Below are 23855 nucleotides of genomic sequence, written 5' to 3'. Positions count from 1 at the left end.
ACTGTCGAGCATGAGCGGTCCGCCGCTTGCGCCACCGGGAGCCTTTATTCGTGATACGGTATATTTTCCAGAGACTTGCCGGAATGATCGTGGTGATGTTCCTCGTCGTCACCATCGTTTTCGTCATCCTGCGCGTCACGCCCGGAGATCCGGCCGCGGTGATGCTTGGGCCGGATGCCTCGGCGCAGGACATTGCGGAACTGCGCACCCGGCTCGGGCTCGATCAGTCACTTGGCGTGCAATATGTCTATTATATCGGGCAATTGCTGAAGGGCGATCTTGGCCAGTCGATCTTTCTCAACATGCCGGTCGGCTCGGCGCTTCTGGATCGGGCGGAACCGACCTTCTTCCTGACGATCTTTTCGCTGCTGATTGCCAGCGCCATCGCGCTTCCCGTCGGAATCTATGCCGCTTACCGGCGCGGTTCCTTCGTGGATCAGGCGGCGACCACCATAGCGATGCTGGCGGCGAGCATTCCAAGCTTCTGGCTCGGCCTCATCCTCATGCAGTTCTTCGCCGTCCGGCTCGATATGTTCCCGGTGTCGGGTTATGGCGGTCCGGGCGCCAGCTTCCTCGAGCGCATGTATCACCTGACCTTGCCGGCAATCGCGCTCGGCCTCGTTTCCTCGGCCCTCATTCTGCGTTTCACCCGCGCCTCGATGCTGGATGTTCTCGGTGACGACTACGTCCGCACTGCCAGAGCCAAGGGCGTCAAGGAGCGCCGGGTGGTGATGAAGCATGCGCTGAAGAATGCGCTCATTCCCATCCTGACCGTACTTGGTCTCACCGCCGCCGTGCTTATTTCCGGCGCGGTGGTCACGGAAACCGTCTTCGGCCTGCCCGGCATCGGCAATCTCGTCGTGTCAGCCGTGTTGAGACGCGATTATCCGGTCATTCAGGGCGCGCTTCTCGTCATCGCCGGGCTTTACGTGCTCATCAATTTTGCAATCGACATGCTCTACCTGCTGGTCGATCCGAGGGTTCGTTACTGATGGCCGATATCACCTCCACCGCCCAGCCGGCGCGCAGCCCGACCGTCCTGTTCATTCGGCGTCTGTTGAAGCGCAAGACGGTTGCCGCCGGTCTGATCGTGCTGCTGGTCTTCGTGCTGCTTGCCGTTTTCGCACCGATGATCGCGCCTTATTCACCGTCGAAACTGTCGATCGTGAACCGCCTGAAGCCGCCGAGCGAACTCTACTGGTTCGGCACCGACGAATTCGGCCGCGACGTGTTTTCCCGCACCATTTATGCCGGAAGGCTATCGCTTCTGGTGGGGGCCGTCGTGGTGGCGCTCTCGGCGTTGATCGGCATCACGCTCGGCCTGCTTGCCGGTTTCTTCCAGAAACTGGATACGCCGATCGCCCGGCTGATCGATGCCATGATGGCCTTTCCGGATATTCTGCTGGCCATCGCGCTGGTCGCCGCTCTCGGCCCATCGCTGACGACTGTCATCATCGCGCTCTCGGTCGTTTATTCGCCGCGCCTTGCCCGCATCGTGCGTGCTTCGACGCTGGTGATCCGTGAACTGCCCTATGTGGAAGCGGCGAAGGCACTCGGCATCTCCACCTTCCACATCATGACGCGGCATGTGCTGCGCAATCTGATCTCGCCGATCCTCGTGCAATGCACCTTCCTCTTTGCCAGCGCCATGCTGGCCGAGGCCGGCCTGTCGTTTCTGGGGCTCGGTGTCAGCCCCGAAATTCCGACCTGGGGAACCATGATCTCCGCCGGCCGCCAATATATCGGCCAGGCGGACTGGATGACCTATTTCCCCGGCTTTGCCATCATTCTTTCCGTGCTCTCGCTGCAAATGGTCGGCGATGGGCTGCGGGACATGCTCGACCCAAGACTGCGAAGGGATTTGTAATATGACGTCCGGTGAACAGGCGAAAACGCCTCTTCAAGCTCCCATTCTTCTCTCCAATGTGAAACCCGTCGGCTTCGAAAAGGGGGCATCACAGGCCTCGACCGATATTCTGATCGGCGGCGACGGCAAGATCGCGGCGGTTGGGCCAGCCCTTCAGGCGTCGGCGGATGCGCAGCGCATCGACGCCAAGGGCGCGTTCATCTCGCCCGGCTGGGTCGATCTGCATGTGCATATCTGGCATGGCGGCACCGATATCTCCATCCGTCCCTCCGAATGCGGTGCTGAGCGCGGCGTGACGACGCTGGTGGATGCCGGTTCGGCGGGGGAAGCAAATTTCCACGGTTTCCGCGAATATATCATCGAGCCCTCGAAAGAACGTATCAAGGCCTTCCTCAATCTCGGCTCCATCGGGCTTGTCGCCTGCAACCGGGTGCCGGAACTGCGCGATATCAAGGATATCGACCTCGACCGCATCCTTGAATGTTATGCCGAGAACAGCGAGCATATCGTTGGCCTCAAGGTGCGGGCGAGCCATGTCATCACCGGCTCCTGGGGTGTTACACCGGTCAAGCTCGGCAAGAAGATCGCCAAGATCCTGAAAGTGCCGATGATGGTGCATGTGGGTGAACCGCCGGCACTTTACGATGAGGTGCTGGAAATTCTCGGCCCCGGCGATGTCGTGACCCATTGCTTCAACGGCAAGTCGGGCTCCAGCATCATGGAAGACGAGGACCTGTTCAACCTTGCGGAACGCTGCGCGGGGGAAGGCATCCGGCTGGATATCGGCCATGGCGGCGCATCCTTCTCCTTCAAGGTGGCGGAAGCGGCGATTGCGCGTGGCCTTTTGCCCTTCTCGATCTCCACGGATTTGCATGGCCATTCGATGAATTTCCCAGTCTGGGATCTCGCGACGACCATGTCGAAGCTGCTGTCGGTCGATATGCCCTTCGAAAAGGTGGTCGAAGCCGTCACCCGCAACCCGGCCTCCATCATTCGCCTCGATATGGAAAACCGCCTCGATGTCGGCCAGCGCGCTGATTTCACTGTCTTCGATCTTGTCGATGCCGATCTCGAAGCGACCGATTCCAATGGTGACGTGTCGCGTCTGAAGCGCCTGTTCGAGCCGCGTTACGCGGTCATCGGCGCGGAAGCGATCGCCGCCAGCCGCTATATCCCAAGGGCGCGCAAGCTGGTGCGCCACAGCCATGGTTATTCCTGGCGCTGACCCCCGACTGGAATGGCGGAGGGCATTGCCTTTCGCCTTCCGCAGACACGACGGGATACCCGTCCCGGCATTATGAGGAATTCGCGTGAAACAGTCTTCGCTTGATGCCGAAGGGCATCTTTCGCCCTACGACCGGCTTGCCGCGCTCGGCATCTCCCTGCCGCCGCCGCCGCCGCCGATTGCCAATTTCGTCACCCATGTGGTGGAAGGCAACATGCTTTACCTTTCAGGGCAGGGCCCGAGGGAGGAAAACGGCCATCTTTACGCCGGCAAGGTGGGCGCGGAAATCGGGCTGGAAGAGGCCTATAACCATGCGCGGCTCACCGGCATCAATCTGCTTGCCGTCATGCACGAGGCGCTGGGGGATCTGGCGCGGGTGAAGAAGGTGGTGAAACTGCTGGGCATGGTTAATGCCGTCAGCGATTTCCGTGATCATCCGAGCGTCATCAACGGCTGCTCCGATCTCTTCATCGACGTGTTCGGCGATGCCGGGCAGCATGCCCGTTCCGCCGTGGGTTTCGGCTCATTGCCGGGCAATATCACCGTCGAGATCGAAGCGATCGTCGCGCTCAAGGGGTGAGGCTATTTAATGGTTGCGCCAGCCCATCAGCTTTTCGATCCGCTCCGCCGAGACCCTGACCTGTTCGGTGTAGTGGTTCTCGTCCGCCAGCACCTTCTGTTCCGGCAGCACGATGGAGATCGTTGCAACGCATTCGCCCCTGTTATCGCAGATCGGCGAGGCAATGCAGGCCACGGCGTAATCGGATTCGGCAACCTGTATCGACAACCGGTCATGGAAGGCGGTCGCCGCCGATTGCGACAGTGTTTCCGGATTGATCTCCGCGCGACCGGTCGGCGAAGAGCGGGCGCAGCGCCGGAAAAGTTCGAGACGCTCCGCTTCCGGCAGGTGGCCGACCAGCAGGCGGCCGGACGCGGTCCAGTTCAAGGGAACACGGGTGCCGACGCGCGAGGCAACCTGAAAATGGCTCGGCCCATCGGCCATGGCCAGCACAAGCATATGGTCGCCGTCACGACCGCAAAGCTGCACGGTCTCGCCCGCATGGCGGCACAGATCATGCATTTCATGCGTGGCGACGCCCATGAAATCCAGCGAGCGGGCATAGGCAAGGCCGTAATGGTAAAGGCGCGCGCCGAGCCAGATGTTGCCGTCGGCATTGCGGGCCAGCATGTTCTTTTCCACGAGATCGTCGATGATCACATAGACCGTGGAAAGCGGCGCCTTTATCGCCTTGGCGATGGCGTAAGCACCGGCTGGCGATCCGGTTTCGTAAAGGTAATCAATCACCTGAAGAGCGCGGTCAATGCCGCTGACGCGCGAGCGCTTTACCGCCTTCGCGTCCGGGTTTTCCGCTGCGTCGGACGGGGCGGTTGAAGACAATTCGTCCAGTCTGTGGGCGTCCAATTTCCGGCTCCTCATGAATTTTGAGAAGCTATTACATTATTATGGCATATATGTCGATGCCCATCGCATCGCAAAGACAGGAGAAAGACATGACCGAGGATATCAGAAGCAGGATCGGCCTTCGCCCGGTCATCAACGTCTCGGGCACCATGACCTCGCTCGGCGCTTCCATCGTCGTTCCGGAAGCGGTTGAAGCCATGGCGGCCATCCTGCCGCAATTTGTCGAGATCAACGATCTGCAGCGCAAGGCAAGCGCGGTGATCGCAAGGCTGACGGGCGGTGAGGCCGGTTTCATCACGGCCTCCTGCTCCTCCGGCATCAGCCTTGCGGTGGCGGGTGCGATCACCGGCAACAATCTTCTGGCCATCGAAAAGCTGCCCGATGTGACGCCGGAAAAGAACGAGGTTCTGGTGCAGATGGGGCATGTGGTGAGCTATGGCGCACCGGTGGACCAGGCGATCCGGCTTGGCGGCGGCAAGGTGGTGCTGGTCGGGCAGGCGACGTCCACTCACCGTTTTCACATGGAAAACGCAATCACCGACAAGACGGCGGCGGCGGTTTATGTCATCTCGCACCATGTGGTCGATTACGGCCTGCTGCATCTTTCCGAATTTGTCGAGATCGCCCATGCCAAGGGTGTGCCTGTCATCGTCGATGCCGCTTCCGAATATGATCTGAAGCTGTTTCTGGCGACGGGTGCGGATGTCGTGCTCTATTCCGGCCACAAGTTCCTCGGCGGCCCCACCTCCGGCATCGTGGCCGGCAAAAAGGAGTTGGTGCGCAACGCCTTCCTGCAGAATATGGGCATCGGCCGCGGCATGAAGGTCGGCAAGGAAAGCATCTACGGCGTCATGGCGGCGCTGGAAGCCTGGGAAAAGCGCGACCATGCCGGCATCCGTGAGCGTGAGACCGGCTATCTCAATCTCTGGAAGGAAACACTGGATGGCCGCCCCGGCGTGACAGCGCTGATCGAGCCGGATCCGACCAATAACCCGCTCGACAGGCTGCGCGTTATCATCAATGCCGAGGAAGCGCATATCACCGCCTGGGACCTGACGACGGCGTTGGCCAGGGGCAATCCTCCGATCATCACCCGCGACCACGAGGTGGAGCATCGCTATTTCTATCTCGACCCCTGCAACCTTCACCCCGGCCAGGAAACCATCGTGGCTTCGCGTCTCGCCGAGGAACTGGACAAGGCGCGCGCCTCCAACGAGGTGATTGCAACATCTTTCGAAGACCGCAGCCGCCACCGCTTCGACGGCATGCTGCGCTGGCCGGATTAAGTGAAGCGAGCGGGTGCCACTTGTTTCTTCTCCCCGAGGGGGAGAAGGTCGCGGCAGCGGGATGAGGGGGCGAGGGTAAGATATTTCGGAGAGCTTGCCCCCTCATCCGACCCTTCGGGCCACCTTCCCCCCCTCGGGGAGAAGAAACTCGCGGCAACTGCCCGCCTAAAACATTGCAACCAGAATAATAGAAGGGAACGATCATGACCATGCCGCAGGCCGCACCCCTTGGTGCCAATGAGCCGGTGCTTTCCGTCCGCAATCTCACCACGTCCTTTCACGTGGATGGCGGCTGGAAGCCCGTGGTTCGTGATATTTCCTTCGATGTCGGGCCGGGCGAGACGGTCGCGATCGTTGGTGAAAGCGGTTCGGGCAAAAGCGTCACCTCGCTCTCCATCATGCGGCTGCTGGATCGGGAAAGCAGCAGGGTTCAGGGTGAAATCCTGCTTGGCGGGCGCAACCTGCTCTCCCTTTCCGAAGATGCCATGCGGCAGGTGCGCGGCAACGATGTCGCCATGATCTTTCAGGAGCCGATGACCAGCCTCAATCCGCTCTTCACCATCGGTGACCAGATTTCCGAAGCCTTGCTGTGTCACCAGCCGATGTCCAGGGCGGATGCGCGGGCTGAGACGATCCGCCTTCTCGAAAAAGTCCGTATTCCTTCGGCCTCATCGCGTTTCGATGAATATCCGCATCGCTTTTCCGGCGGCATGCGCCAGCGCGTGATGATCGCCATGGCGCTGGCCTCCAAACCAAAGCTCTTGATTGCCGATGAGCCGACAACGGCGCTCGACGTCACCATTCAGGGCCAGATTCTCGACCTCATCAAGACGCTGCAGGAAGAGGAGGGCACGTCGGTTCTGTTCATCACCCACGATATGGGCGTGGTGGCTGAGATCGCCGACCGCACCGTCGTCATGTATCGCGGCGAGCAGGTGGAAGTCGGCGCGACGGCCGATATTTTCCATCGCGGCAAACATCCCTATACCCGGGCGCTTTTGTCCGCCGTTCCGGTTCTGGGCTCCATGACAGGTGAGGAAAGACCGCTCCGGTTTCCCATCGTCAACACCACCACGGGGCAAACGCAGCAGCCGGCGCGCCCGGGCGATACCGTCGATGCGAGCGCCCAGCCGGTGCTGAAGGTGGAAGGGCTGACCAAGCGCTTCGATATTCACTCCGGCCTTTTGGGACGGCTCAGCGGCCGCGTGCATGCGGTGGAGAATGTGTCCTTCGATCTGAGAGCCGGCGAAACATTGTCCTTGGTCGGCGAAAGCGGTTGCGGAAAATCGACAACGGGACGTGCCATCATGCGGCTGATCGAGCCGGATGCCGGCTCAGTGGTGGTCAATGGCGAGAATATTCTCGCTCTCGACAAATCAGGCATGCGCGAGATGCGCAAGACGGTGCAGATGATCTTTCAGGACCCCTTCGCCTCGCTCAATCCACGCATGACGGTGGGTGCGGCGATTGCCGAACCCTTTCTGGAGCATCGCATGGGAAGCGCCCGCGAGGCGAAGGACGTGGTGGCCGACATGCTCAAAAAAGTCGGTCTCTCGCCCGATATGGCGGCGCGTTACCCCCACGAATTCTCGGGCGGCCAGCGCCAGCGCATCTGCATCGCCCGCGCGCTTGCGCTTCAGCCGAAGGTGATTGTCGCCGATGAGAGCGTTTCGGCGCTTGATGTTTCGATCAAGGCGCAGGTGATCAACCTGATGCTGGATTTGCAGCAGAGCCTCGATCTCGCCTTCCTGTTCATCAGCCATGACATGGCGGTGGTGGAACGCGTCAGCCACCGGGTGGCGGTGATGTATCTCGGCGAAATCGTCGAGATCGGCCCGCGCGCGGCGGTATTCGACAATCCGCAGCATGATTACACCCGCAAGTTGATGGCCGCCGTGCCGGTGCCGGACCCGGACCGCAGAAATACCCGGCGAAATGCCGCGAATGACGAGCTGAAAAGCCCGATCCGCGCGGTCGACTACGTGGTGAAACCGCGTGAGTACCGCGAGGTCTCGCCCGGCCACCTTGTCGCGTGCTAAAGCAGGTTAAAGTCCCGGTACGTCGGAAGTCGCGAAAGGCACGCGGTAACCGCGCCGGAAAGTTTCGCGCTGTCCGAGCTGGCGATACCATTGCTGTACTGCCGGAAAATCATCGAGGTCGATTTTGTGGCGCGCGAAACGCGAGACCCATGGCCAGATGGCGATATCGGCTATGGAGAAATCTCCGGCGATGAATTCCCGGCCTGTCAGCCGGTCGTTCAACGTCCTGTATAGCCGCTCCACATCCGTCGTGAAACGCGTCTCGGCAAAGGGTGCCTGTCCGGCATTATACGTTAGGAAATAATGGGCATACCCGAGTGTGGGGCCAAAGTTCGCGGCCTGCCACATCAGCCATTCGGTGACGGTCAGTCGCGCAGCAGTGGAGGCTGGCAGAAGCCGCCCGGCCTTTTCGGCGAGATAGATCAGGATCGCATTCGATTCCGTCAGGATGGTGCCGTTATCGCGATCGGCGATCGCGGGGATTTTCGAGCCGGGATTGATGCGGGTATAATCGGCTGAGAATTGCTCGCCTTTTTCGATGTCGATGGCGTGGCTGACATAGGGCAGGCCGAGTTCTTCCAGCGCAATCGAGATTTTCAGGCCGTTGGGGGTGACCCAAGTATAGAGGTCGATCATGCTAATCGAACATCGCCTCGTCTAACGGCAAAGCCCGCCTGCCTTTCTTGCCGGTCACGTCGGAAAGATCCGTATAAAGACCTCGTAATGTCAGAACCAGCTGGACGATGCGCGGATCGGTGACACGGTAGATCACCTGTTTGCCTTCCCGCGAGCCTTCGATGACACCGGCGTCACGCAATTCGGCAAGCTGCTGGGAAAGCGTCGGTTGCTGGATGCCGAGCTCATATTCAAGTGCTGAAACGGAGGCTTCCGTTTCCATGAGATAACAGACAATGGCCAGGCGATTGGCGTTGGCGACAAGCTTCAAAAGCTCGCTCGCCTCCACCACGCTGCGGCAGATGAGATTGGAAACCGGTTTCGTCACGACTACAGGCCCATTTTTCAAACTATAAAAAAGTAAATTGTATCGCGATAAATTTCAATGGCTTGATTAATCCCTGTTTGACCAGATCAAGCATTTTTTAAAATCTACAGGATTAGTAGATTTCTCTTTCGCTTTCCGGACAAGGATAGCCAAAACGTTCCTCGAAAACATTCTATAAAAAAGTAGATTGATTGCGAAATGAGGTGTCGACATGAAAATCGGGGTCCATCCCAACAATCTGCATTTGCGGCTCGCCCGGCTCTGGCCCGGCGCCTTTGATGAATTCGATCCAGAATTTGTGCCCTATTGCGAAGGGCGCGATACGGCAGCGCTTCTGGAAAAAGGCGACATTCATTTCGGCGGCACAGGTTCGACGCCGCCCATTGAGGCGGATGCGCGCGGGCTTTCCGCAGCCTATATCGCGGCTTCTGCGCCGAGGCCAGCAAACGGCGCGATCCTCGTGCGGCGGGGTAGCCCGATCCGCTCTGCAGCCGATCTCTCGGGAAAACGCATATCGCTGATCGACGGGTCTTTTCATACCTATCTTCTGGCGCGCAGTCTGGAAGGGGCCGGGCTTGGTCTTGCAGACGTGACCCGCATCGAAAGCGGCGACAGCGACAGCCTGCGCGACCTCTTGGAAGGCCGCGTCGATGCCTGGGTGACGATGTCGCCACGGCTCGAAAAAGCCCTGACCCATGAAGAGATCAGTCTTCTGGTCCGTTGCGGCTCCACCATTCCCAACCGCTCGCTGTTCTGGACGCTTGCGCGTCACACTGTGGCACTGGAGAGGCGCGAGGCGATTGCCGCCGAACTGGACCGCGTTGGCCGGGCCGTCATGGCGGATATAGACAGGGCCGCAGCCCTTCTTGCCGCCGAGCCGGGCAGCGAAGGCGACGCGCAGTCATGGGCAAAGGTGCTGCGTTCGCGCGATCTTTCGGTGGTGCCCGCCGCCGAAAATATCCTTGCCGAACAGCAGGAGGAGGCCGATACGCTTTACAGGCACGGCCATTTCTCTTTACCGGTTCTGACGGGGCAATCAGCCAGCGCGGGAGGCGACAGATGAATGTTTTCTGGTACATGTGCGCGCCCGATGGCGCTTATCCCTGGCAACCGGAAGGATCCCGCAAGGTCGATCTCGGTTATTACAAGCAACTGGCGCTTGCCTATGACCAGCTTGGTTACACCGGTGCGTTGTTTGCCACCGGTGCGCATGACGTCTGGGTTCTGGCGGGCGCGCTGCTTTCCTATACCGAGCGGCTGAAGTTTCTGGTCGCCATTCATCCTGGCCTTGTCGCGCCAACGCTGCTCGCCAAGATGGCGGCGACGCTTCAGGAGTTTTCGCGCGGACGTCTGCTGATCAATGTCGTCTCGGGCGATGCGAAGATGCTCGGCGCTTACGGCATGACCATGCCGCATGACGAACGTTACGATATGGCGGATGAATATCTGCAGATCTGGCACCGTCTTTTTGCCGGTGAGACGGTCGATTTCAAGGGGCGGCATTTCCAGACCGAAGGCGCAAAGTTGGCGCTGCCGGTGGGGCAGGGCATCGAGCCGCCACCGTTATGGTTCGGCGGCTCGTCGGATAAGGCGATCGACGTTGCGGCCAAACATGTCGAGACCTATCTTTCCTGGGGCGAAACGCCAGACCAGATCGGTGCGAAGGTCGATCTCGTCAAGGCGCGGGCGGAGAAACTCGGCCGCGAGCTGGAATACGGTATTCGGCTTTATGTCATCGTCCGCGATACCGATGAAGAGGCATGGGCCGCCGCAGCCGATCTCTACGGGCGTATGGATGAGCGCGCCATTGCCGCCAACCAGCGTTTCGTCGGCAAGACGGATTCCGTCGGCCAGCAGCGCATGACGGCGATGCATGGCGGGCAGAAGCCGGAGAACCTGCGCGATCTCGAAATCGCGCCCAATCTCTGGGCCGGTATCGGTCTTGTCCGGCCGGGACCGGGCACCGCGATTGTCGGCTCGCCCGATACCGTCATCCGCACGCTGGAGGCCTATAAAAAGGCGGGTGTGAATACCTTTATTCTCTCCGGCATGCCATTGCTGGAGGAGGCCTTCCGCTTCGGGGAAAAGGTTCTTCCGCGTCTCGATGTATCGCGGGAAGTCTCGTCGGCCAAACAATTCACCTGGTCGACCTTGTTCGACCGCGACCTCTCGGCAAAGGCATCGTAAGCATGGCCTTCCGGGAGTGGAGAAAAAAGACATGACGGCAAGTCCGGCAACAACAATTGCACAACGGCGCATCGGCCCCCAACGCGTAGCCGAGCGGGTGCTTGCCGTGCTGGACAAGGCGCTCGGTGCTGTCGCCGCCGCAATCCTTGCCACGCTTCTCGTGGTGGTGCTGGTCAATGTCACCCTGCGTTATATCTTTCACACCGGCTTTATCGGCGCAGAAGATCTCGGCATCTGGCTGCATGTGGCGATGATCGCGGTCGGCGCGCCGCTCAGCCTCAAAAGCGCGCTCGCCATGCGGCTTGATGTTTTCGTGCGGTTTCTGCCTGAGCGTTTTCACGCAGCGACCGAAGTTCTGGCGGATGCCTTTTCCTTCGTCGCAGCGCTCATCCTCGCTTTCGGCGGGGGGGGGATCGCGGCGCTGCTGGGCGGGACGTCTCCCACGCTCGGCCTGCCTGAATGGGGGCGGTTCGGCTTTCTCGGCGCTGGCGGCGCGCTGATCCTTCTCTATCTCGCGCTTCAGCGTATCAGTGAAGGCAAGGTGTTTGCCTTTCTCGCGTCTCTCGCCATCGCAGTCGTGGCCTATGTCGGCCTGCCGGAAGTTTTCGTCGATACGACACTGCCGCCAAGCCTGTTTCTGGCGCTGACGGCGGCGGTGGGACTGGTGCTGGCGGCACCGCTCGCCCACGCCTTCCTTGCTGCGGCTTACGTGGCGATCGCCTTCGGCAGCACCTTGCCCGAGCCGGCCATCGTGTCTTCGACGGTAACCGGCATGTCGAAATTCCTGCTGCTCGCCATCCCCTTCTTCCTGCTCGCCGGAAGCCTGCTGACGGAATCGGGCGTCGCCAACCAGCTGGTTCGCTTTGCCGCCGCCATGGTCGGGCACCGGCGGGCGGGGCTGGCGCAGACGACGCTTCTGACCAGCGTGCTGTTTTCCGGCGCCTCCGGCTCCTCGGTCGCCAACGCCGCCTTCGGCGCTTCCACCTTCCAGCCGGAGCTCGTCAAGCACGGCTATCCACCGGCGCAGGCGGGTGCGATCATTGCCGCCACCTCGGTGCTCGACAACGTCATCCCGCCCTCCATCGCTTTCTTGATCCTTGCCACAGCCACCAATCTATCGGTCGGTTCGCTGCTGGTCGGCGGCTTCTTTGCCGGCGGGCTGATGGCGGTTTGCCTAGCGGTAGCGATCCATTTCAGCGTGCGCAGCGTCGATACTTTGCCGCGCGCCACGGGAACGGAGCGCTGGCGCTCGGCCATCGCCGCCATACCGGCCTTCGGTCTTGGCGTCATCGTGGTGGTCGGCATCCGCATCGGCATCGTCACCACCACGGAGGCCGCAGCACTTGCGGCGCTTTACACGCTGCTTCTCGGCTTCGGTTACCGGCTGGGTGCGGGCCGCATTTTCGCGACTTTCCGCCAATCCGCCGGTGAGGCAGCGGCCATCGGTCTTCTGATCGGCACGGCCGGACCTTTCGCCTTCCTGCTGGCGGTCGACAATGTCTCCGGCCTCGTCACTAACTTCGTGACGTTGCTCGGCGGCAGCAAGATCGCGGTACTTCTGCTCTCCAACCTCATCCTGCTCGCGGTCGGCCTGGTGCTGGATATCGGTGCGGCAATCCTGCTGTTCGGGCCAATCCTGCTGCCCGCCGCCGTGGCCGCCGGCATCGATCCGATCCATTTCGGCGTCATCCTTGTGGTCAATCTGATGATCCACGGCCTGACGCCGCCGCTTGGCATGCTGATCTTCGTGGTCAGCGGCGTCACGCGCATTCCGGCGACGGCGCTTTTCCGGGCTGTTGTTCCCTATCTCGTCTCTCTTCTCGTTTCCCTCGCCATTTTGTGCGTCTGGGCGATTTTCTCCTAAATCCGGGGTTCTATTCATGACTATTATCGATCGGCGCAATCTCCTCAAATTCTCCGCCATTGGCGCGGCGACGCTTGTCGCACCGGCCTTCGTTCGCACCGCAAATGCCAGAACCCGCAGCCTCACCGTTGCGTCTCTTTTTGCCGACGACAAGCCGGAAACGAAGATCTGGGTGAAGATCAGCGAGCTGGTGGAGGCGAAACTGCCTGGCCGTTTCCGCTTCAACATCGTCAAGAGCGGCGCGCTCGGTGGCGAAAAAGAAGTGGCGGAAAACATCCGTCTGGGATCGGTTCAGGCGAGCCTCTCCACGGTTTCCTCGCTTTCCGGCTGGGTGCCGGAACTGCAGATCCTCGACCTGCCTTTCCTGTTCCGCGATGCCGCCCATGTGCGCAAGGTGGTGACGGGCGAGACTGGCAACGACTTGAAGACGAAGCTCGGCGCGCAGCAATTCGTCGCCGTGGATTTCATCAATTACGGCGCGCGTCATCTTCTGACCAAGGAACCGGTGACCAGGCCGGCTGAGCTCGAAGGCAAGAAAATCCGCGTCATCCAGAGCCCGCTGCACACCAAGCTCTGGAGCGCCTTCGGCACCACGCCGGTCGGTATTCCAATTACCGAAACCTATAATGCGCTGGCGACCGGCGTGGCTGACGCCATGGACCTTACCAAATCCGCCTATGCCGGCTTCAAGCTTTACGAGGTCGTGCCTTATATGACCGAGACCGGCCATATCTGGGCCTCGGGCGTCGTCTATTATGGCGCGACCTTCTGGAACCAGCTGGATGATGAGGAAAAGAAAGTTCTTTCGGAAGCCTCCAGCGAAGGCGCGCAATATTTCAACCAGCTGATCGTTGAAGACGAGACGAAGTCCGTAGAGCTTGCGCTCTCCAAGGGCGGCAAGGTGCTGCAGCCGGAAGCGCTGGATGAATGGCGCAAGGGTGCTCAAGGCGTCTGGCAGGATTTCGCCGGTGTCGTCGGCGGTATCGACAGGATCGAGGCGATCCAGTCCGCCTGAGGATCAGCACTTCCAAATTGGAGAACCCCGTGCGTCGATCGGCGCACGGGGTTTTTTTGCGCAAGATCAGTGCGAAGCGCCTGAACCGCCGACGGCAACGATAGAATAGGGCTGGCCTTCCACCGCAAGCGTGCGGGTTTCCTTCAGGCTTTCCGCATCCACCACGCGGATGAGTGAATGGCGCGGATCGGAGATCGCGACCTGCCCATCGGCAACGGCCAGACGCGGGCGCGGATCACGCCAATGGCCGTCCTTGCTGTAGGGCTCGGTGACCTTTGCCTTGCGGGTAATCGCGCCTTCCAGCACATCAAGCACATGCAGGTCACCGTCTTCCGTCAGAATATAGGCGTTGCGCGGATTGGCGGGATCGAGGATGAAATCCACGCGCCGGGTCGGCAGCTCCACCAGACGGAAGGCGTCCTTGCTATCAGGATCGATCAGGACGACCTTGTCCTCACCGTAATTGCCGAGGAAGAACTGCATGGATTTGCCGCCAAGCAGTGTGCCGGTATAGGCTTTCGGGAAATCCTCGGGATAGGTCAGCATTTCAAGCTTCGGACCATCGGTGCCGCCCGGGCGGGCAACGAGAATGCCTTCCTTGCAGCCGAAGGCGACAAGCCGTGCGGATGTCGCCTCGCCATGCAGATCGGTGCATGCCGCCTGTTCGCAACCTGCTTGCCCTCCATGTCGAGAACGCGCAGCCCTATGCGTGGCGGCAGCGCATCGGGTTTTGTTTCGACCTCGGTATTCGGCACGGAAACCAGAACGTAACGCCCCATCGTCACCGCCACACCATGATGCGGTGCAGTCGTGTCGACGGTGCGGACCTTGGCCTTGCCGTCAAGCAATGCTCCCTCGTCGATTATCTCAGCCTTGCCGCCACGGTCATAAAAGAGGATCGCATGGTCATCATGCGGCACGACGTGGAAAGGGCGCTTGCCTTCGAAGGTGACGGGCAGAAGCGCGGCATCCTCCACATTCAGATCGCGATGCTCACCGTGATCGGAAAAAACGATGCCGGTCTTGATCACATGCACCATGTCGGCATCCGATTGCGTCGCGAAAACCGTCTTGCCGGAGGCGCTGGCGGTCAGCGCCGCATAGCCTTTTAGATCATAGCGCCCAAGTTCCTTGCCGGTTTCGAAATCGATTGCGCGCACCACCGGCTGGCTGTGATCGGCGACGAATAGCCGCCATTCCTTGATGCTGTCACTGCTTTCTTCTGCCAGCGCCATGCCTGGAATGAGCGGCGTGGCAAGTGCAAGGCATGTGGCGAGTGCGCTCACGCCAAAATGGTGATGAAGGGAAAATCTCATGGTGTTCCTTCCAGATGTTGTCATCCTCTTGCGGGTTCGAACCGATAGCGGGTCTTTGAGAATGATTGTAATGTTATTACGTTACGAAGGACGTATTTGCATTATGCGCAGGGTCCATGTCAACCGACGTGGACGCCGTGCTGCTGAAAATCTGGAAAGTGTATATCGGTGAAGCGTTGAAGCGTCGGGGCTTCCGTGAAAGGCCGCAAACGCGACGTCATCCTCGGGCTTCACCCGGGGATGACGGAAGCGGAGGTTCTGGCGCTGAAGGCAGGCGCATTGCCGCGCCTGCCTTTTCAGTGGTTAGCGAATGTCTTCCGGCAGAACGTCCGAAGGAATGTTCTGATAAGAAACCGGGCGCATGAAGCGGCGGATCGACATGGTGCCGACCGAAGTTGCGCCGAAGTTCGTCGACGCCGGGTAGGGGCCGCCGTGAACCATGGCTTCGGAGACTTCGACGCCGGTCGGGAAGCCGTTGGCGAGAACGCGGCCCGCCTTGCGTTCCAGGATCGGCAGCAGCTTGCGGCCGAGTTCGGCGTCGCCGGCATCCAGATGCAGGGTTGCCGTCAGCTGGCCTTCGAAGCTCTTGGCGACTTCGATCATTTCTTCAGTGCTTTCGACCGTGACGATCAGGCCGAGCGGTCCGAAGACTTCTTCTGCGAGTGCATGGTTGGCAACCCAGTCCTTGCCGGCAACACGGTAGAGATAAGGTGTCGCATTGCGCAGGTTGCAGGAGGTGGTCAGCACGTCGCGCACGCCGTTGCCGGCAGCGATGCGGTCGCGGCCATCACGATAGGCCGAAGCGATGCCATCGGTCAGCATGACCTGCGGGCCGACTTCGGAAAGAGCAGCACGCGCGGTTTCCGCGACCGTGTCTGCCTGCGAGGCAAGAACGACGGCAATGCCCGGATTGGTGCAGAACTGGCCGGCACCCATGGTGAGCGAACCCGCCCAGCCCTTGGCGATGGCTTCACCGCGAGCGGAAACGGCTTCCGGCAGCAGGAACATCGGGTTGACCGAACCGAGTTCGCCGAAGAAAGGGATCGGCTCGGGGCGCTGGGCGCAGAGGTCGAACAGCGCGCGGCCGCCGGCGAGCGAACCGGTGAAGCCGACTGCCTTGATGCGCGGATGCTGGACGAGCGCGGAGCCGACATCGCGGCGGCCGCCCTGGATCAGCGAGAAGACGCCGGGATGCAGATTGTGCTTCTTGACGGCGGCGAGAACGGCTTCGGCAACGATTTCGCCGGTGCCGGGATGGGCGGAGTGACCCTTGACGACCACCGGGCAGCCGGCAGCCAGAGCCGCTGCGGTATCACCGCCGGCCGTGGAGAAAGCGAGCGGGAAGTTGGAGGCGCCGAAGACCGCAACGGGGCCGATCGGACGCTGCATCAGCCGGATATCCGGGCGCGGCAAGGGCTGGCGATCCGGCAGCGCTTCGTCATGGCGACGGTCGAGATAGTCGCCCTTGCGGATATGCGAAGCGAAGAGACGGAGCTGGCCAACGGTGCGGCCGCGTTCGCCCTGCAGGCGTCCTGCGGGCAGGCCGGTTTCGGACGAGCCGATTTCGGTGATGGCGTCGGCGCGGGCTTCGATCTCATCGGCGATGGTGTCGAGGAATGCGGCGCGCTCTTCGCGGGTGGTATAACCGTAGCTCCAGAAGGCTTCTTCGGCTGCTTCTGCGGCCTTGTTCACCAGATCGACGGTGCCGACCGAAAAATCGAAAGCTTCGCCATGTGCAGGCTCGCTGCGGAATTTTGCTTCCGTTGCAACCCATTCTCCTGCAACCAGATGTTTGCCGTGCGGCTTGAAACTCATTGTGCTCTTCCCTGAAAATCTGATCCTGTGTGGAAAATCCACCCGACACCGTGACGCCAGACCGAAAAGCGACAGCGCAAACGCCATCAGCCGCGATCCTCGCCCGGTTGCCTTCTGCCTTAGCCCGTGTGGGGCTTGAGCGAAAGCCGGTTTTTCAACTATCTGACCGAAAAGTGTGATTAATTGGGCGAGGCGTGAAAAAGACCCGCTTCCGTTTACGCGCACGGCGCTTTATTGTGACGCCATGATGACAAATAGACTTCCGAAATATGTCGCTTGGTCGGTTCTGCTGCTGATCGTGATCGTTACAATCTGCCCGATCGGATTTCGGCCGCATACGCTGACGACGGTTGGCATAGACCGCGCTGCCGCCTTTGCCTTCTGCTCTGCCGCCTTCGTGCTCGCCTATCCGCGTTATTGGCTGGCGATCATTATGGCGGGTGTTGTCGCGGCTTTCGGCATCGAGGCGCTGCAATTTCTGTCTCCGACACGTCATCCGCAGCTGACGGATGCCGCCGTGAAAGCCGCCGGAGCAGTTGCCGGTGGACTTGCAACCTTCTCCTATCTCTTTTTCCGGGCGCGGTTGACCGCAGGCTGATGGGCCGTCCGCGGTCAATTCTCCTGTTCAGCCTTTGCCGTTCGCAAGACCGAAACGGCTGTGAGACAGCGTGCGCTCGATGCCGCGCAGTTCCGCCAGCCCCTTCAGCCGGCCAATGGCGGGATAACCGGGTTGCGCGCCGCGCGTCAGGTCGTCGAGAATTTCCTGGCCGTGGTCAGGGCGCATTGGAATGGTGTGGTCTTCTCGGCCCTCCGACCGGCGGCGCGCCTCTTCGGTGACGAGTGCGGCGATGACGGCGACCATGTCGGTTCCGCCTTCCAGATGTTCATCCTCGAAGAAGGAGCAGGGCACGGTATCGGTATCGCGCGTCACGTTGCGCAGATGCACGAAATGGATGCGGTCGGCAAAACGGCTGGCGATGAAGGGCAGGTCGTTATCGGCCCGCGCGCCGAGAGAGCCGGTGCAGAGCGTCACGCCGTTGGCGCGGCTATCGACCTTTGAGAGCATATGGGCATAATCGGCTTCGGTGGAGAGGATACGCGGCAGGCCGAGCAGCGGCCACGGCGGATCATCACCATGGGCGCAGATGTTGATACCGACTTCTTCGGCAACGGGCGTCACCTCCGAGAGAAAGTCGATGAGGTTCTGCTGCAGCCTTTCGCGGTTAATGCCGTGATAGGAGCGCAGCTTTTCCAGAAGCTGGGCAAGCGTATAACCATCCGCCGAGCCCGGCAGACCCGCGCCGATATTACGCCCGAGCGCTGCGATTTTTGTATCCGGCATCTCAGTGAAGCGTTTTGCTGCCTCTTCCACCAGCCAGTCCGGATAATCGGCCGTTGCGTCCGGGCGCTTCAGGATGTGAATGTCGAAGGCGGCGAAATCGGTAAGATCGAAGCGCATCGCCTTCGCGCCGTGTCTGGTTTCCCAGCGCAGGTCGGTGCGGGTCCAGTCCAGCACGGGCATGAAATTGTAGCAGACAGTGCGGATGCCGGAGGCGGAAAGGCGGCGCAGCGTCTCCTGCCAGTTGGATATGTGTGTTTTCCAATCGCCGGTCTGGGTCTTGATATCCTCGGAAACGGGCACGCTTTCCACCACGTCCCAATAAAGACCGCCGGCCTTGATGGCCTCATGCCGCTTGGCGATCTCGTCCACCGGCCAGACATCGCCGGTGGCGATGTGGTGCAGCGCACTGACAATGCCTTCCGCCCCCGCCTGAGCCGCATCCTGAACCGTGACCTTGTCGACCGGGCCGAACCAGCGCCATGTATGTCTCATCTTAAATCCTCAAATATCATTCTGCGGAAAATGTCAGTTGCACCTTGCAGGCGGCGGATCGGTCTCCGGCCTGTTCGAACGCGGCTTTCGCCTCGCCAAGCGGGAAACTGTGGGAAATGATTGGCCGCACATCGATCTTGCGGGTGGAGATGAGCCCCGCGGCGATGGCGAACTCCTCATGAAAGCGCTGCGAGCCGCGCCAGAGGATTTCCTTGCCCACCAGCGCATTGAGCGGGATGGTGATATCGCCGGTAACGCCCACCTGCACGATGGTGCCGCGCGGACGCACGCAGGCGAAGGCGCTGCGGAGCGCGGGGCCAGCGGCGGAGCAATCGAAAATAACGTCGAAATAACCCTTATTGTCCTGATAGGGCAAAAGCGCCTCGGCATCCTTCGCGACATTGATCGTGCGGTCCGCACCCATGGCTGGCGCACGTTCCAGCGCCGCATCGGTCAGATCGGTCGCAACAATGATGCTTGCACCCGAATGGCGGGCCGCAGCGATGGTCAAGAGCCCGATCGGCCCGGCCCCCGTCACCAGCACCTTCGCGCCAGCGAGATCGCCGGCCTGTGCTGCGGCATGCAGGCAGACGGCGAGCGGCTCGGTGCAGGCAGCTTCGGCCGGCGAGGTTGCGTCTGAAAATGTTGCACATTGTTTTGCCGGAACTACGAGCCGGTCGCGGAACATGCCCTGTTCGTGCGGCAGGCGCATGGCGCTGCCCATGAAGCGCATCTCAAGGCAGTGGATCGGCTGACCCTTCTGGCAGAAATGGCAATGGCCGCAGGGCTGCGAGGGATTGACGGCGACGAGCTGGCCGATCGCGAGCCCGCTGACGCCTTCTCCCAGCGCCCGCACATGGCCGGACGCCTCATGCCCGCAGATGATCGGTTCACGCACCCGGACCGGGCCGAAGCCGCCATCCTGGTAATAATGGAGATCGGAGCCGCAGATGCCGCCCGCCGCCATGGTGAGCAGCACTTCACCGGCCCCCGGTTCGACGAGGTCCTGTGTTTCGACGCGAATGTCCTTCTGGCCGTATAGACGTGCCACGCGTGTCTGCATGACGATGCCCTCATGTCTGTGTATGGAATGAATGAACCCGCGCGGCGAACCGCGCGGGCAGGGGGTTCGTCAGCGGATCAGGCCCATTTCGGTCGGCAGCCACAGCGTGATGGCCGGGACGAAGGTGATCAGCAGCAATGCGATGAACAACGGCACCAGCCATGGCAGGATGGCCATGGTGGTGCGTTCGACGGAGAGTTTCGCCACGCGCGAGAGCACGAACAGCACCATGCCAAGTGGTGGATGCAGCAGACCGATCATCAGGTTGAGCGTGATGATAAGGCCGAAATGCACCGGATCGATGTTAAATTGCAGCACCAGCGGCAACAGGATCGGCACGAGGATGGTGATGGCCGCAATCGTATCGAGGAAGCAGCCGACGAACAGCATCAAGAGATTGACCAGCACGAGGAAGATCCACTTGCTGTCGGTGATCGTCAGGATCGCCGCAGACAGAAGCTGCGCCGCCTGGCTGACAGTCAGAAGCCATGCGAAGACCGAGGCTGCCGCGACGATGAAGAGCACCGAGGCAGTTGTCTCGATGGTGTCGAAGGTCGATTTCGCCAGCGTCTTGAAGGTCATCGTGCGGTAACGGACGAGCCCGAGGAACAGCGACCAGAGCACGGCCGCGACGGCTGCTTCCGTCGGTGTGAACCAGCCCATGGTCATGCCGCCGATCAGGATCACCGGCGTCATTAGCGCCATCACGGCGGAGAAGTCGAAATACCAGTCGCAGGCGAGCAGGATGACCAGCACGATCAGGATCGACAGGTTCAGCGACAGGCCAAATGCCGTGAGGATATAGATGCCGAGCGGCACCATCATCACCACGAAGACTTCTATTGATGCACCAAAGATGGTTCTGAGGCTGAAGGGCGTATCGGAGCCCCAGCCCTTGATATAGGCGAAGACCGCAACGGTGATCATCATCAGCAGCGTCATGACGACACCCGGAATGATGCCGGCCATGAACAGCGCGCCGATGGAGACATTCGCCATCATGCCGTAAATGACGAAGGGCAGTGATGGCGGGAAGATCGGTCCGAGCGTCGCGGAAGCGGCGGTGACGCCGACGGCCGCTTCCACCGGATAACCGTGGTCCTTCATGGCCTTGATTTCGATGGTGCCGATACCGGCGGCGTCGGCAAGCGCCGTGCCGGACATGCCGGAAAAGATCACCGAGCCGATGATGTTGACCTGTGCCAGGCCGCCTTTCATCCAGCCGACGAGCGCGACCGCGAAGGAGTAGATACGTCCCGTCACCCCTGCTGTGTTCATGAGATTACCGGCAAGGATGAAGAAGGGAACGGCCAGAAGCGGGAAGCTCTCGACACCTGCAATCAGGCGCTGCGCCGCGATGATATCAGGCGCGACATTGTAGAACACGATGTAGAGCAGCGAGGCCGAGGCCATGGAAATGGCGACCGGCAGGCCGATCAGCATCAGCAGAAGAAATGAGCCGATAAGAAGCAGCATCTGATCAATCCCCCGCGCTCTGGAATTCTTCGGGCCGCTCCAGAACGGAATAGCCACGCCGCATATTGTCGATGAAGACCTGCACCGACCGGAAGAACATCAGCACGAAAGCGGCCAGAACCGTGTAGAAGACGATGTTGCGCGGAAGCGCCACGGTTACCATCTCCTCATCTGCGACGATTTCCAGATAGCGCCACATCAGCCAGGATGTGTAAGCGAAGAAGACGATACGCAGCACATCGACAAGGATCGACATGACGCGGGCCACCTGCGGCGGCACATAGTGATAAAGCACATCCACCTGGATGTGACGCGACATGCGAACGCACATGACCGAGCCCAGAAACACCACGCCGATCAGGCAGTTGACGGCGATTTCCTCCGTCCAGGCGTAGCTGTTGTTGAGCACGTAGCGGGTGAAGAACTGAAGGAACACGCAGCCCGTCATCAGCCAGAAAAGGCCGAGCGTGACCCAGTCCTCGAATGAATAGACCTTGAGATCGACCTCGGGCGGCGCCTCGTCGAATGTATGGGCGAGTTCCTCAGGCGTGACCTGAGTATGGATTTCCTGCGACATTGAGATATCCCGTCTGGAGAGAAAGGGCGGTGCGGCAAAAGGAGCCGCACCGGATCTTGCTTCACTTGACGGCGCGAATGGCTTCCCAGTCGGCCTTGTCGTAACCGAAGTCCTCGAACTTCACTTTTTCGATGACGTTCTTCTCGAAGTCGGCCTTGTCGACTTCCGCGACGGTCAGGCCGCGCTTCTTGAAGTCTTCGACGAGGCTTTTTTCGCGTTCATCGATTGTCTTGGTGGTCCGCTCGGCGGCCTGCTGCATGACCTCGGTGAAGATTTTCTTGTCTTCATCGGAAAGCTGCGACCAGAGGTTCTTCGAAATCACCGTGTTGAGGTGGTCGACGATGTGACCGGTCAAGACGATATTCTTCTGCACCTCAAAGAACTTCTTCGCCTCGATGGTGGTCAGCGGGTTTTCCTGTGCGTCGACGGTGCCGTTCTGGAGCGCCAGATAGACTTCCGCAAAGGCAATCGGCGTCGTGTTGGCACCGCAGGCACGCGGCATGGCGAGATAGGCTGGAACATCGGGAACACGCATCTTCAGCCCGGCCATGTCGGCGCAGGCGGTAATCGGCTTGTTCGATGTCGTGTGGCGCGTGCCGTAATAGCTGACGGCGGCGATGTGGTTGCCGGTTTTATCTTCGTAACCCTTGGCGAGGCGCTTGAAGATGTCGCTCTTGGTATAGGCGATCAAATGGCTCGGATCGCGGAAGATATAGGGGAAATAGGTGACGCCGATCGGCTTGAAGTCACGCGCCGCGAAGCTCGAGCCGGAAATGATGATATCAACGGTGCCGATCTTCAGGCCCTGATTGATATCGGCTTCCTTGCCAAGCTGAGAAGCCGGAAAGACATCGATCTTGTAGCGGCCATCAGTGCGCTTGGCGATTTCTTCTGCGGCCCAGACCGAATCCGTGTGGAACGGTTCGGAGGTTTCGTAAACATGGGCCCATTTCAGCGTGGTCTGTGCCTGCGCCGCCAGAGCGGAAAGCAGGATGGCGGCTGTTGCACCCATCAAAGTCGACAATCTGATTTTCATTCTTAACTCCTCCCGAATTAAAGTCAGATTTTTCATTTCCCCCGTCGCCGGTTTGGCGGCGGTTATTCTTCTCCGATCGCTTCCTCCCCGAAGCTTTCGGAAAATCTCTTCTGCGACAGCGTCAGATGCTGCCGCATCGCCTCGCGCGCCCCTTCCGGGTCGTTGGCGGCAATGGCGTCACGGATTACCCGATGTTCCTGCACGGCGAGGTTCCAGGTGTGCGGGCCCTCGAAATAGCTGGCGAGCTTTTCGAAAAAGGGTGACAGGCTGCGCTCGTCATAGATCAGGCCGGTAAAGCGATTGAGCGCCGAATTGCCGATGATGTCGGCAATCGCAGTATGGAATGCCCGGTCGAGATTGAGCGCCTGCGGTGAATTGTCAAGCGCGCCGGCCATGCGTTCGATGATATCGTCAAGCTTGGCGATGCATTCCGGCTTGGCAAGCCGCGCGGCTTCCTCGGCAATCGCGCTTTCGATGATGCAGCGCGCCTGCAGGATTTCGAACGGACCATGCGCATCCGGCACCGTCGGCTTTTCTTTAGCCTGTTTGCCGGCTGCGCTGACATAGACGCCCGAACCCATGCGGATATGGATGTGGCCCTCCACTTCCAGAACGATGAGGGCTTCACGAACCGTCGGGCGGGAAACGCCGAAACGTTCCGCAAGATCCCGTTCCGCCGGCAAGCGCTGACCTTCGGTCAGCTCCCCGCTTTCGATGAGCAAACGAATTTGTTCCGCGACCAGCCGGTAAAGGCGGCGCGGCTCCAGAGCCACAAACATGATGTCCCTCCCAGCGCGAAAGTCTCCCCCGATCGCGCAAGCGGTAAGAT

General features: G+C 60.5%; 21 protein-coding genes and 1 pseudogene. 11 read left to right on the top strand and 11 right to left on the bottom strand.

Annotation, left to right across the window (positions count from 1 at the left end; translation table 11 throughout):
- Positions 1-50: 50 nt before the first annotated feature.
- From ASB65_RS16690 to ASB65_RS16675, 4 genes are all read left to right on the top strand, one after another.
- Complete coding sequence (locus ASB65_RS16690) at positions 51-992, top strand: ABC transporter permease (RefSeq protein WP_060724738.1); 942 nt, start codon at positions 51-53, stop codon at positions 990-992.
- Positions 992-1867, top strand: a complete 876-nt coding sequence (locus ASB65_RS16685) for an ABC transporter permease (protein ID WP_060724737.1) — start codon at positions 992-994, stop codon at positions 1865-1867. Before ASB65_RS16690 ends, ASB65_RS16685 begins: the two co-directional genes overlap by 1 nt.
- Position 1868: 1 nt before the next feature.
- A complete protein-coding gene (locus tag ASB65_RS16680) occupies positions 1869-3092 on the top strand; it encodes an amidohydrolase/deacetylase family metallohydrolase (RefSeq protein WP_060724736.1) in 1224 nt (407 codons plus the stop codon).
- An 85-nt stretch (positions 3093-3177) separates the two neighbouring features.
- Positions 3178-3672 (top strand): RidA family protein, encoded by a 495-nt coding sequence (locus ASB65_RS16675; RefSeq protein WP_060724735.1) that lies wholly within the window; start codon positions 3178-3180, stop codon positions 3670-3672.
- A gap of 6 nt (positions 3673-3678) precedes the next feature.
- Here ASB65_RS16675 and ASB65_RS16670 read toward each other — a convergent pair whose 3' ends face one another.
- A complete protein-coding gene (locus ASB65_RS16670) occupies positions 3679-4515 on the bottom strand; it encodes an IclR family transcriptional regulator (protein ID WP_060724734.1) in 837 nt (278 codons plus the stop codon).
- An 89-nt stretch (positions 4516-4604) separates the two neighbouring features.
- On the opposite strand from ASB65_RS16670, the gene ASB65_RS16665 reads away from it, so the two are divergent.
- Positions 4605-5801 carry an aminotransferase class V-fold PLP-dependent enzyme gene (locus ASB65_RS16665; protein ID WP_060724975.1) on the top strand — a complete coding sequence of 399 codons (1197 nt, stop codon included), beginning with the start codon at positions 4605-4607 and terminating at the stop codon, positions 5799-5801.
- Positions 5802-6004: 203 nt separating this feature from the next.
- Positions 6005-7840: an ABC transporter ATP-binding protein gene (locus ASB65_RS16660; protein ID WP_060724733.1), complete on the top strand. Its 1836-nt coding sequence runs from the start codon at positions 6005-6007 to the stop codon at positions 7838-7840.
- A gap of 6 nt (positions 7841-7846) precedes the next feature.
- Here ASB65_RS16660 and ASB65_RS16655 read toward each other — a convergent pair whose 3' ends face one another.
- Both ASB65_RS16655 and ASB65_RS16650 read right to left on the bottom strand, forming a co-directional pair.
- The gene (locus tag ASB65_RS16655; RefSeq protein WP_060724732.1) at positions 7847-8476 is read right to left on the bottom strand and encodes a glutathione S-transferase family protein; all 630 of its coding nucleotides are present in this window, start codon (positions 8474-8476) and stop codon (positions 7847-7849) included.
- A gap of 1 nt (position 8477) precedes the next feature.
- Positions 8478-8843 (bottom strand): ArsR/SmtB family transcription factor, encoded by a 366-nt coding sequence (locus ASB65_RS16650; RefSeq protein WP_003500789.1) that lies wholly within the window; start codon positions 8841-8843, stop codon positions 8478-8480.
- A 211-nt stretch (positions 8844-9054) separates the two neighbouring features.
- On the opposite strand from ASB65_RS16650, the gene ASB65_RS16645 reads away from it, so the two are divergent.
- Genes ASB65_RS16645 through ASB65_RS16630 form a run of 4 tightly spaced genes read left to right on the top strand, consistent with a single transcriptional unit; the run spans position 9055 to position 13909 of the window.
- Positions 9055-9906, top strand: a complete 852-nt coding sequence (locus ASB65_RS16645) for an ABC transporter substrate-binding protein (RefSeq protein WP_060724731.1) — start codon at positions 9055-9057, stop codon at positions 9904-9906.
- Positions 9903-11030, top strand: coding sequence for an LLM class flavin-dependent oxidoreductase (locus ASB65_RS16640; protein ID WP_020011816.1), 1128 nt, complete (start codon positions 9903-9905; stop codon positions 11028-11030). The genes ASB65_RS16645 and ASB65_RS16640 overlap by 4 nt, the downstream gene beginning before the upstream one ends.
- Before the next feature lie 31 nt (positions 11031-11061).
- Positions 11062-12894 carry a TRAP transporter large permease subunit gene (locus ASB65_RS16635; RefSeq protein ID WP_060724730.1) on the top strand — a complete coding sequence of 611 codons (1833 nt, stop codon included), beginning with the start codon at positions 11062-11064 and terminating at the stop codon, positions 12892-12894.
- Positions 12895-12910: 16 nt separating this feature from the next.
- A complete protein-coding gene (locus ASB65_RS16630; protein WP_060724729.1) occupies positions 12911-13909 on the top strand; it encodes a TRAP transporter substrate-binding protein in 999 nt (332 codons plus the stop codon).
- Positions 13910-13975: 66 nt separating this feature from the next.
- Here ASB65_RS16630 and aztD read toward each other — a convergent pair.
- Together aztD and ASB65_RS16620 are read right to left on the bottom strand one after the other, a co-directional pair.
- A pseudogene (gene aztD / locus ASB65_RS16625) lies at positions 13976-15225 on the bottom strand (zinc metallochaperone AztD).
- Positions 15226-15528: 303 nt separating this feature from the next.
- Entirely contained in the window at positions 15529-17040 is a 1512-nt protein-coding gene (locus tag ASB65_RS16620) for an aldehyde dehydrogenase (NADP(+)) (protein ID WP_020011811.1), read from the bottom strand.
- A gap of 244 nt (positions 17041-17284) precedes the next feature.
- Here ASB65_RS16620 and ASB65_RS16615 point away from each other — a divergent pair, with 244 nt between their 5' ends.
- On the top strand, positions 17285-17638 hold the full coding sequence (locus tag ASB65_RS16615) for a hypothetical protein (RefSeq protein WP_060724974.1): 354 nt from the start codon (positions 17285-17287) through the stop codon (positions 17636-17638).
- Between the two features lie 27 nt (positions 17639-17665).
- Here the strand turns inward: ASB65_RS16615 and uxuA are convergent, their stop codons facing one another.
- From uxuA to ASB65_RS16585, 6 genes are all read right to left on the bottom strand, one after another.
- Positions 17666-18874 (bottom strand): mannonate dehydratase, encoded by a 1209-nt coding sequence (gene uxuA / locus ASB65_RS16610; RefSeq protein ID WP_060724728.1) that lies wholly within the window; start codon positions 18872-18874, stop codon positions 17666-17668.
- A gap of 16 nt (positions 18875-18890) precedes the next feature.
- Positions 18891-19937 carry an L-idonate 5-dehydrogenase gene (locus tag ASB65_RS16605; RefSeq protein ID WP_060724727.1) on the bottom strand — a complete coding sequence of 349 codons (1047 nt, stop codon included), beginning with the start codon at positions 19935-19937 and terminating at the stop codon, positions 18891-18893.
- Positions 19938-20006: 69 nt separating this feature from the next.
- The gene (locus tag ASB65_RS16600) at positions 20007-21413 is read right to left on the bottom strand and encodes a TRAP transporter large permease (protein ID WP_060724726.1); all 1407 of its coding nucleotides are present in this window, start codon (positions 21411-21413) and stop codon (positions 20007-20009) included.
- Between the two features lie 4 nt (positions 21414-21417).
- Complete coding sequence (locus ASB65_RS16595) at positions 21418-21990, bottom strand: TRAP transporter small permease (protein ID WP_060724725.1); 573 nt, start codon at positions 21988-21990, stop codon at positions 21418-21420.
- A 61-nt stretch (positions 21991-22051) separates the two neighbouring features.
- Positions 22052-23026 (bottom strand): sialic acid TRAP transporter substrate-binding protein SiaP, encoded by a 975-nt coding sequence (locus ASB65_RS16590; RefSeq protein WP_060724724.1) that lies wholly within the window; start codon positions 23024-23026, stop codon positions 22052-22054.
- A 62-nt stretch (positions 23027-23088) separates the two neighbouring features.
- A complete protein-coding gene (locus ASB65_RS16585) occupies positions 23089-23805 on the bottom strand; it encodes a FadR/GntR family transcriptional regulator (protein WP_003506492.1) in 717 nt (238 codons plus the stop codon).
- Positions 23806-23855 lie beyond the last annotated feature (50 nt).

It is taken from the genome of Agrobacterium tumefaciens str. B6 (assembly GCF_001541315.1).
Taxonomy (GTDB): Bacteria; Pseudomonadota; Alphaproteobacteria; order Rhizobiales; family Rhizobiaceae; genus Agrobacterium; species Agrobacterium radiobacter.
The sequence above is the reverse complement of the archived record's forward strand: the minus strand, read 5'-3'. Positions and strand labels throughout refer to the sequence as shown.

Excerpts from the sequence above, each read along its gene's own strand:
- uxuA (WP_060724728.1), bottom strand. The coding sequence starts at position 18,874 with ATGAGACATACATGGCGCTGGTTCGGCCCGGTCGACAAGGTCACGGTT.
- ASB65_RS16635 (WP_060724730.1), top strand. The coding sequence starts at position 11,062 with ATGACGGCAAGTCCGGCAACAACAATTGCACAACGGCGCATCGGCCCC.
- ASB65_RS16665 (WP_060724975.1), top strand. The coding sequence starts at position 4,605 with ATGACCGAGGATATCAGAAGCAGGATCGGCCTTCGCCCGGTCATCAAC.
- ASB65_RS16645 (WP_060724731.1), top strand. The coding sequence starts at position 9,055 with ATGAAAATCGGGGTCCATCCCAACAATCTGCATTTGCGGCTCGCCCGG.
- ASB65_RS16655 (WP_060724732.1), bottom strand. The coding sequence starts at position 8,476 with ATGATCGACCTCTATACTTGGGTCACCCCCAACGGCCTGAAAATCTCG.
- ASB65_RS16615 (WP_060724974.1), top strand. The coding sequence starts at position 17,285 with ATGATGACAAATAGACTTCCGAAATATGTCGCTTGGTCGGTTCTGCTG.
- ASB65_RS16680 (WP_060724736.1), top strand. The coding sequence starts at position 1,869 with ATGACGTCCGGTGAACAGGCGAAAACGCCTCTTCAAGCTCCCATTCTT.
- ASB65_RS16620 (WP_020011811.1), bottom strand. The coding sequence starts at position 17,040 with ATGAGTTTCAAGCCGCACGGCAAACATCTGGTTGCAGGAGAATGGGTT.
- ASB65_RS16590 (WP_060724724.1), bottom strand. The coding sequence starts at position 23,026 with ATGAAAATCAGATTGTCGACTTTGATGGGTGCAACAGCCGCCATCCTG.
- ASB65_RS16600 (WP_060724726.1), bottom strand. The coding sequence starts at position 21,413 with ATGCTGCTTCTTATCGGCTCATTTCTTCTGCTGATGCTGATCGGCCTG.
- ASB65_RS16630 (WP_060724729.1), top strand. The coding sequence starts at position 12,911 with ATGACTATTATCGATCGGCGCAATCTCCTCAAATTCTCCGCCATTGGC.
- ASB65_RS16685 (WP_060724737.1), top strand. The coding sequence starts at position 992 with ATGGCCGATATCACCTCCACCGCCCAGCCGGCGCGCAGCCCGACCGTC.
- ASB65_RS16660 (WP_060724733.1), top strand. The coding sequence starts at position 6,005 with ATGACCATGCCGCAGGCCGCACCCCTTGGTGCCAATGAGCCGGTGCTT.
- ASB65_RS16640 (WP_020011816.1), top strand. The coding sequence starts at position 9,903 with ATGAATGTTTTCTGGTACATGTGCGCGCCCGATGGCGCTTATCCCTGG.
- ASB65_RS16585 (WP_003506492.1), bottom strand. The coding sequence starts at position 23,805 with ATGTTTGTGGCTCTGGAGCCGCGCCGCCTTTACCGGCTGGTCGCGGAA.
- ASB65_RS16605 (WP_060724727.1), bottom strand. The coding sequence starts at position 19,937 with ATGCAGACACGCGTGGCACGTCTATACGGCCAGAAGGACATTCGCGTC.
- ASB65_RS16595 (WP_060724725.1), bottom strand. The coding sequence starts at position 21,990 with ATGTCGCAGGAAATCCATACTCAGGTCACGCCTGAGGAACTCGCCCAT.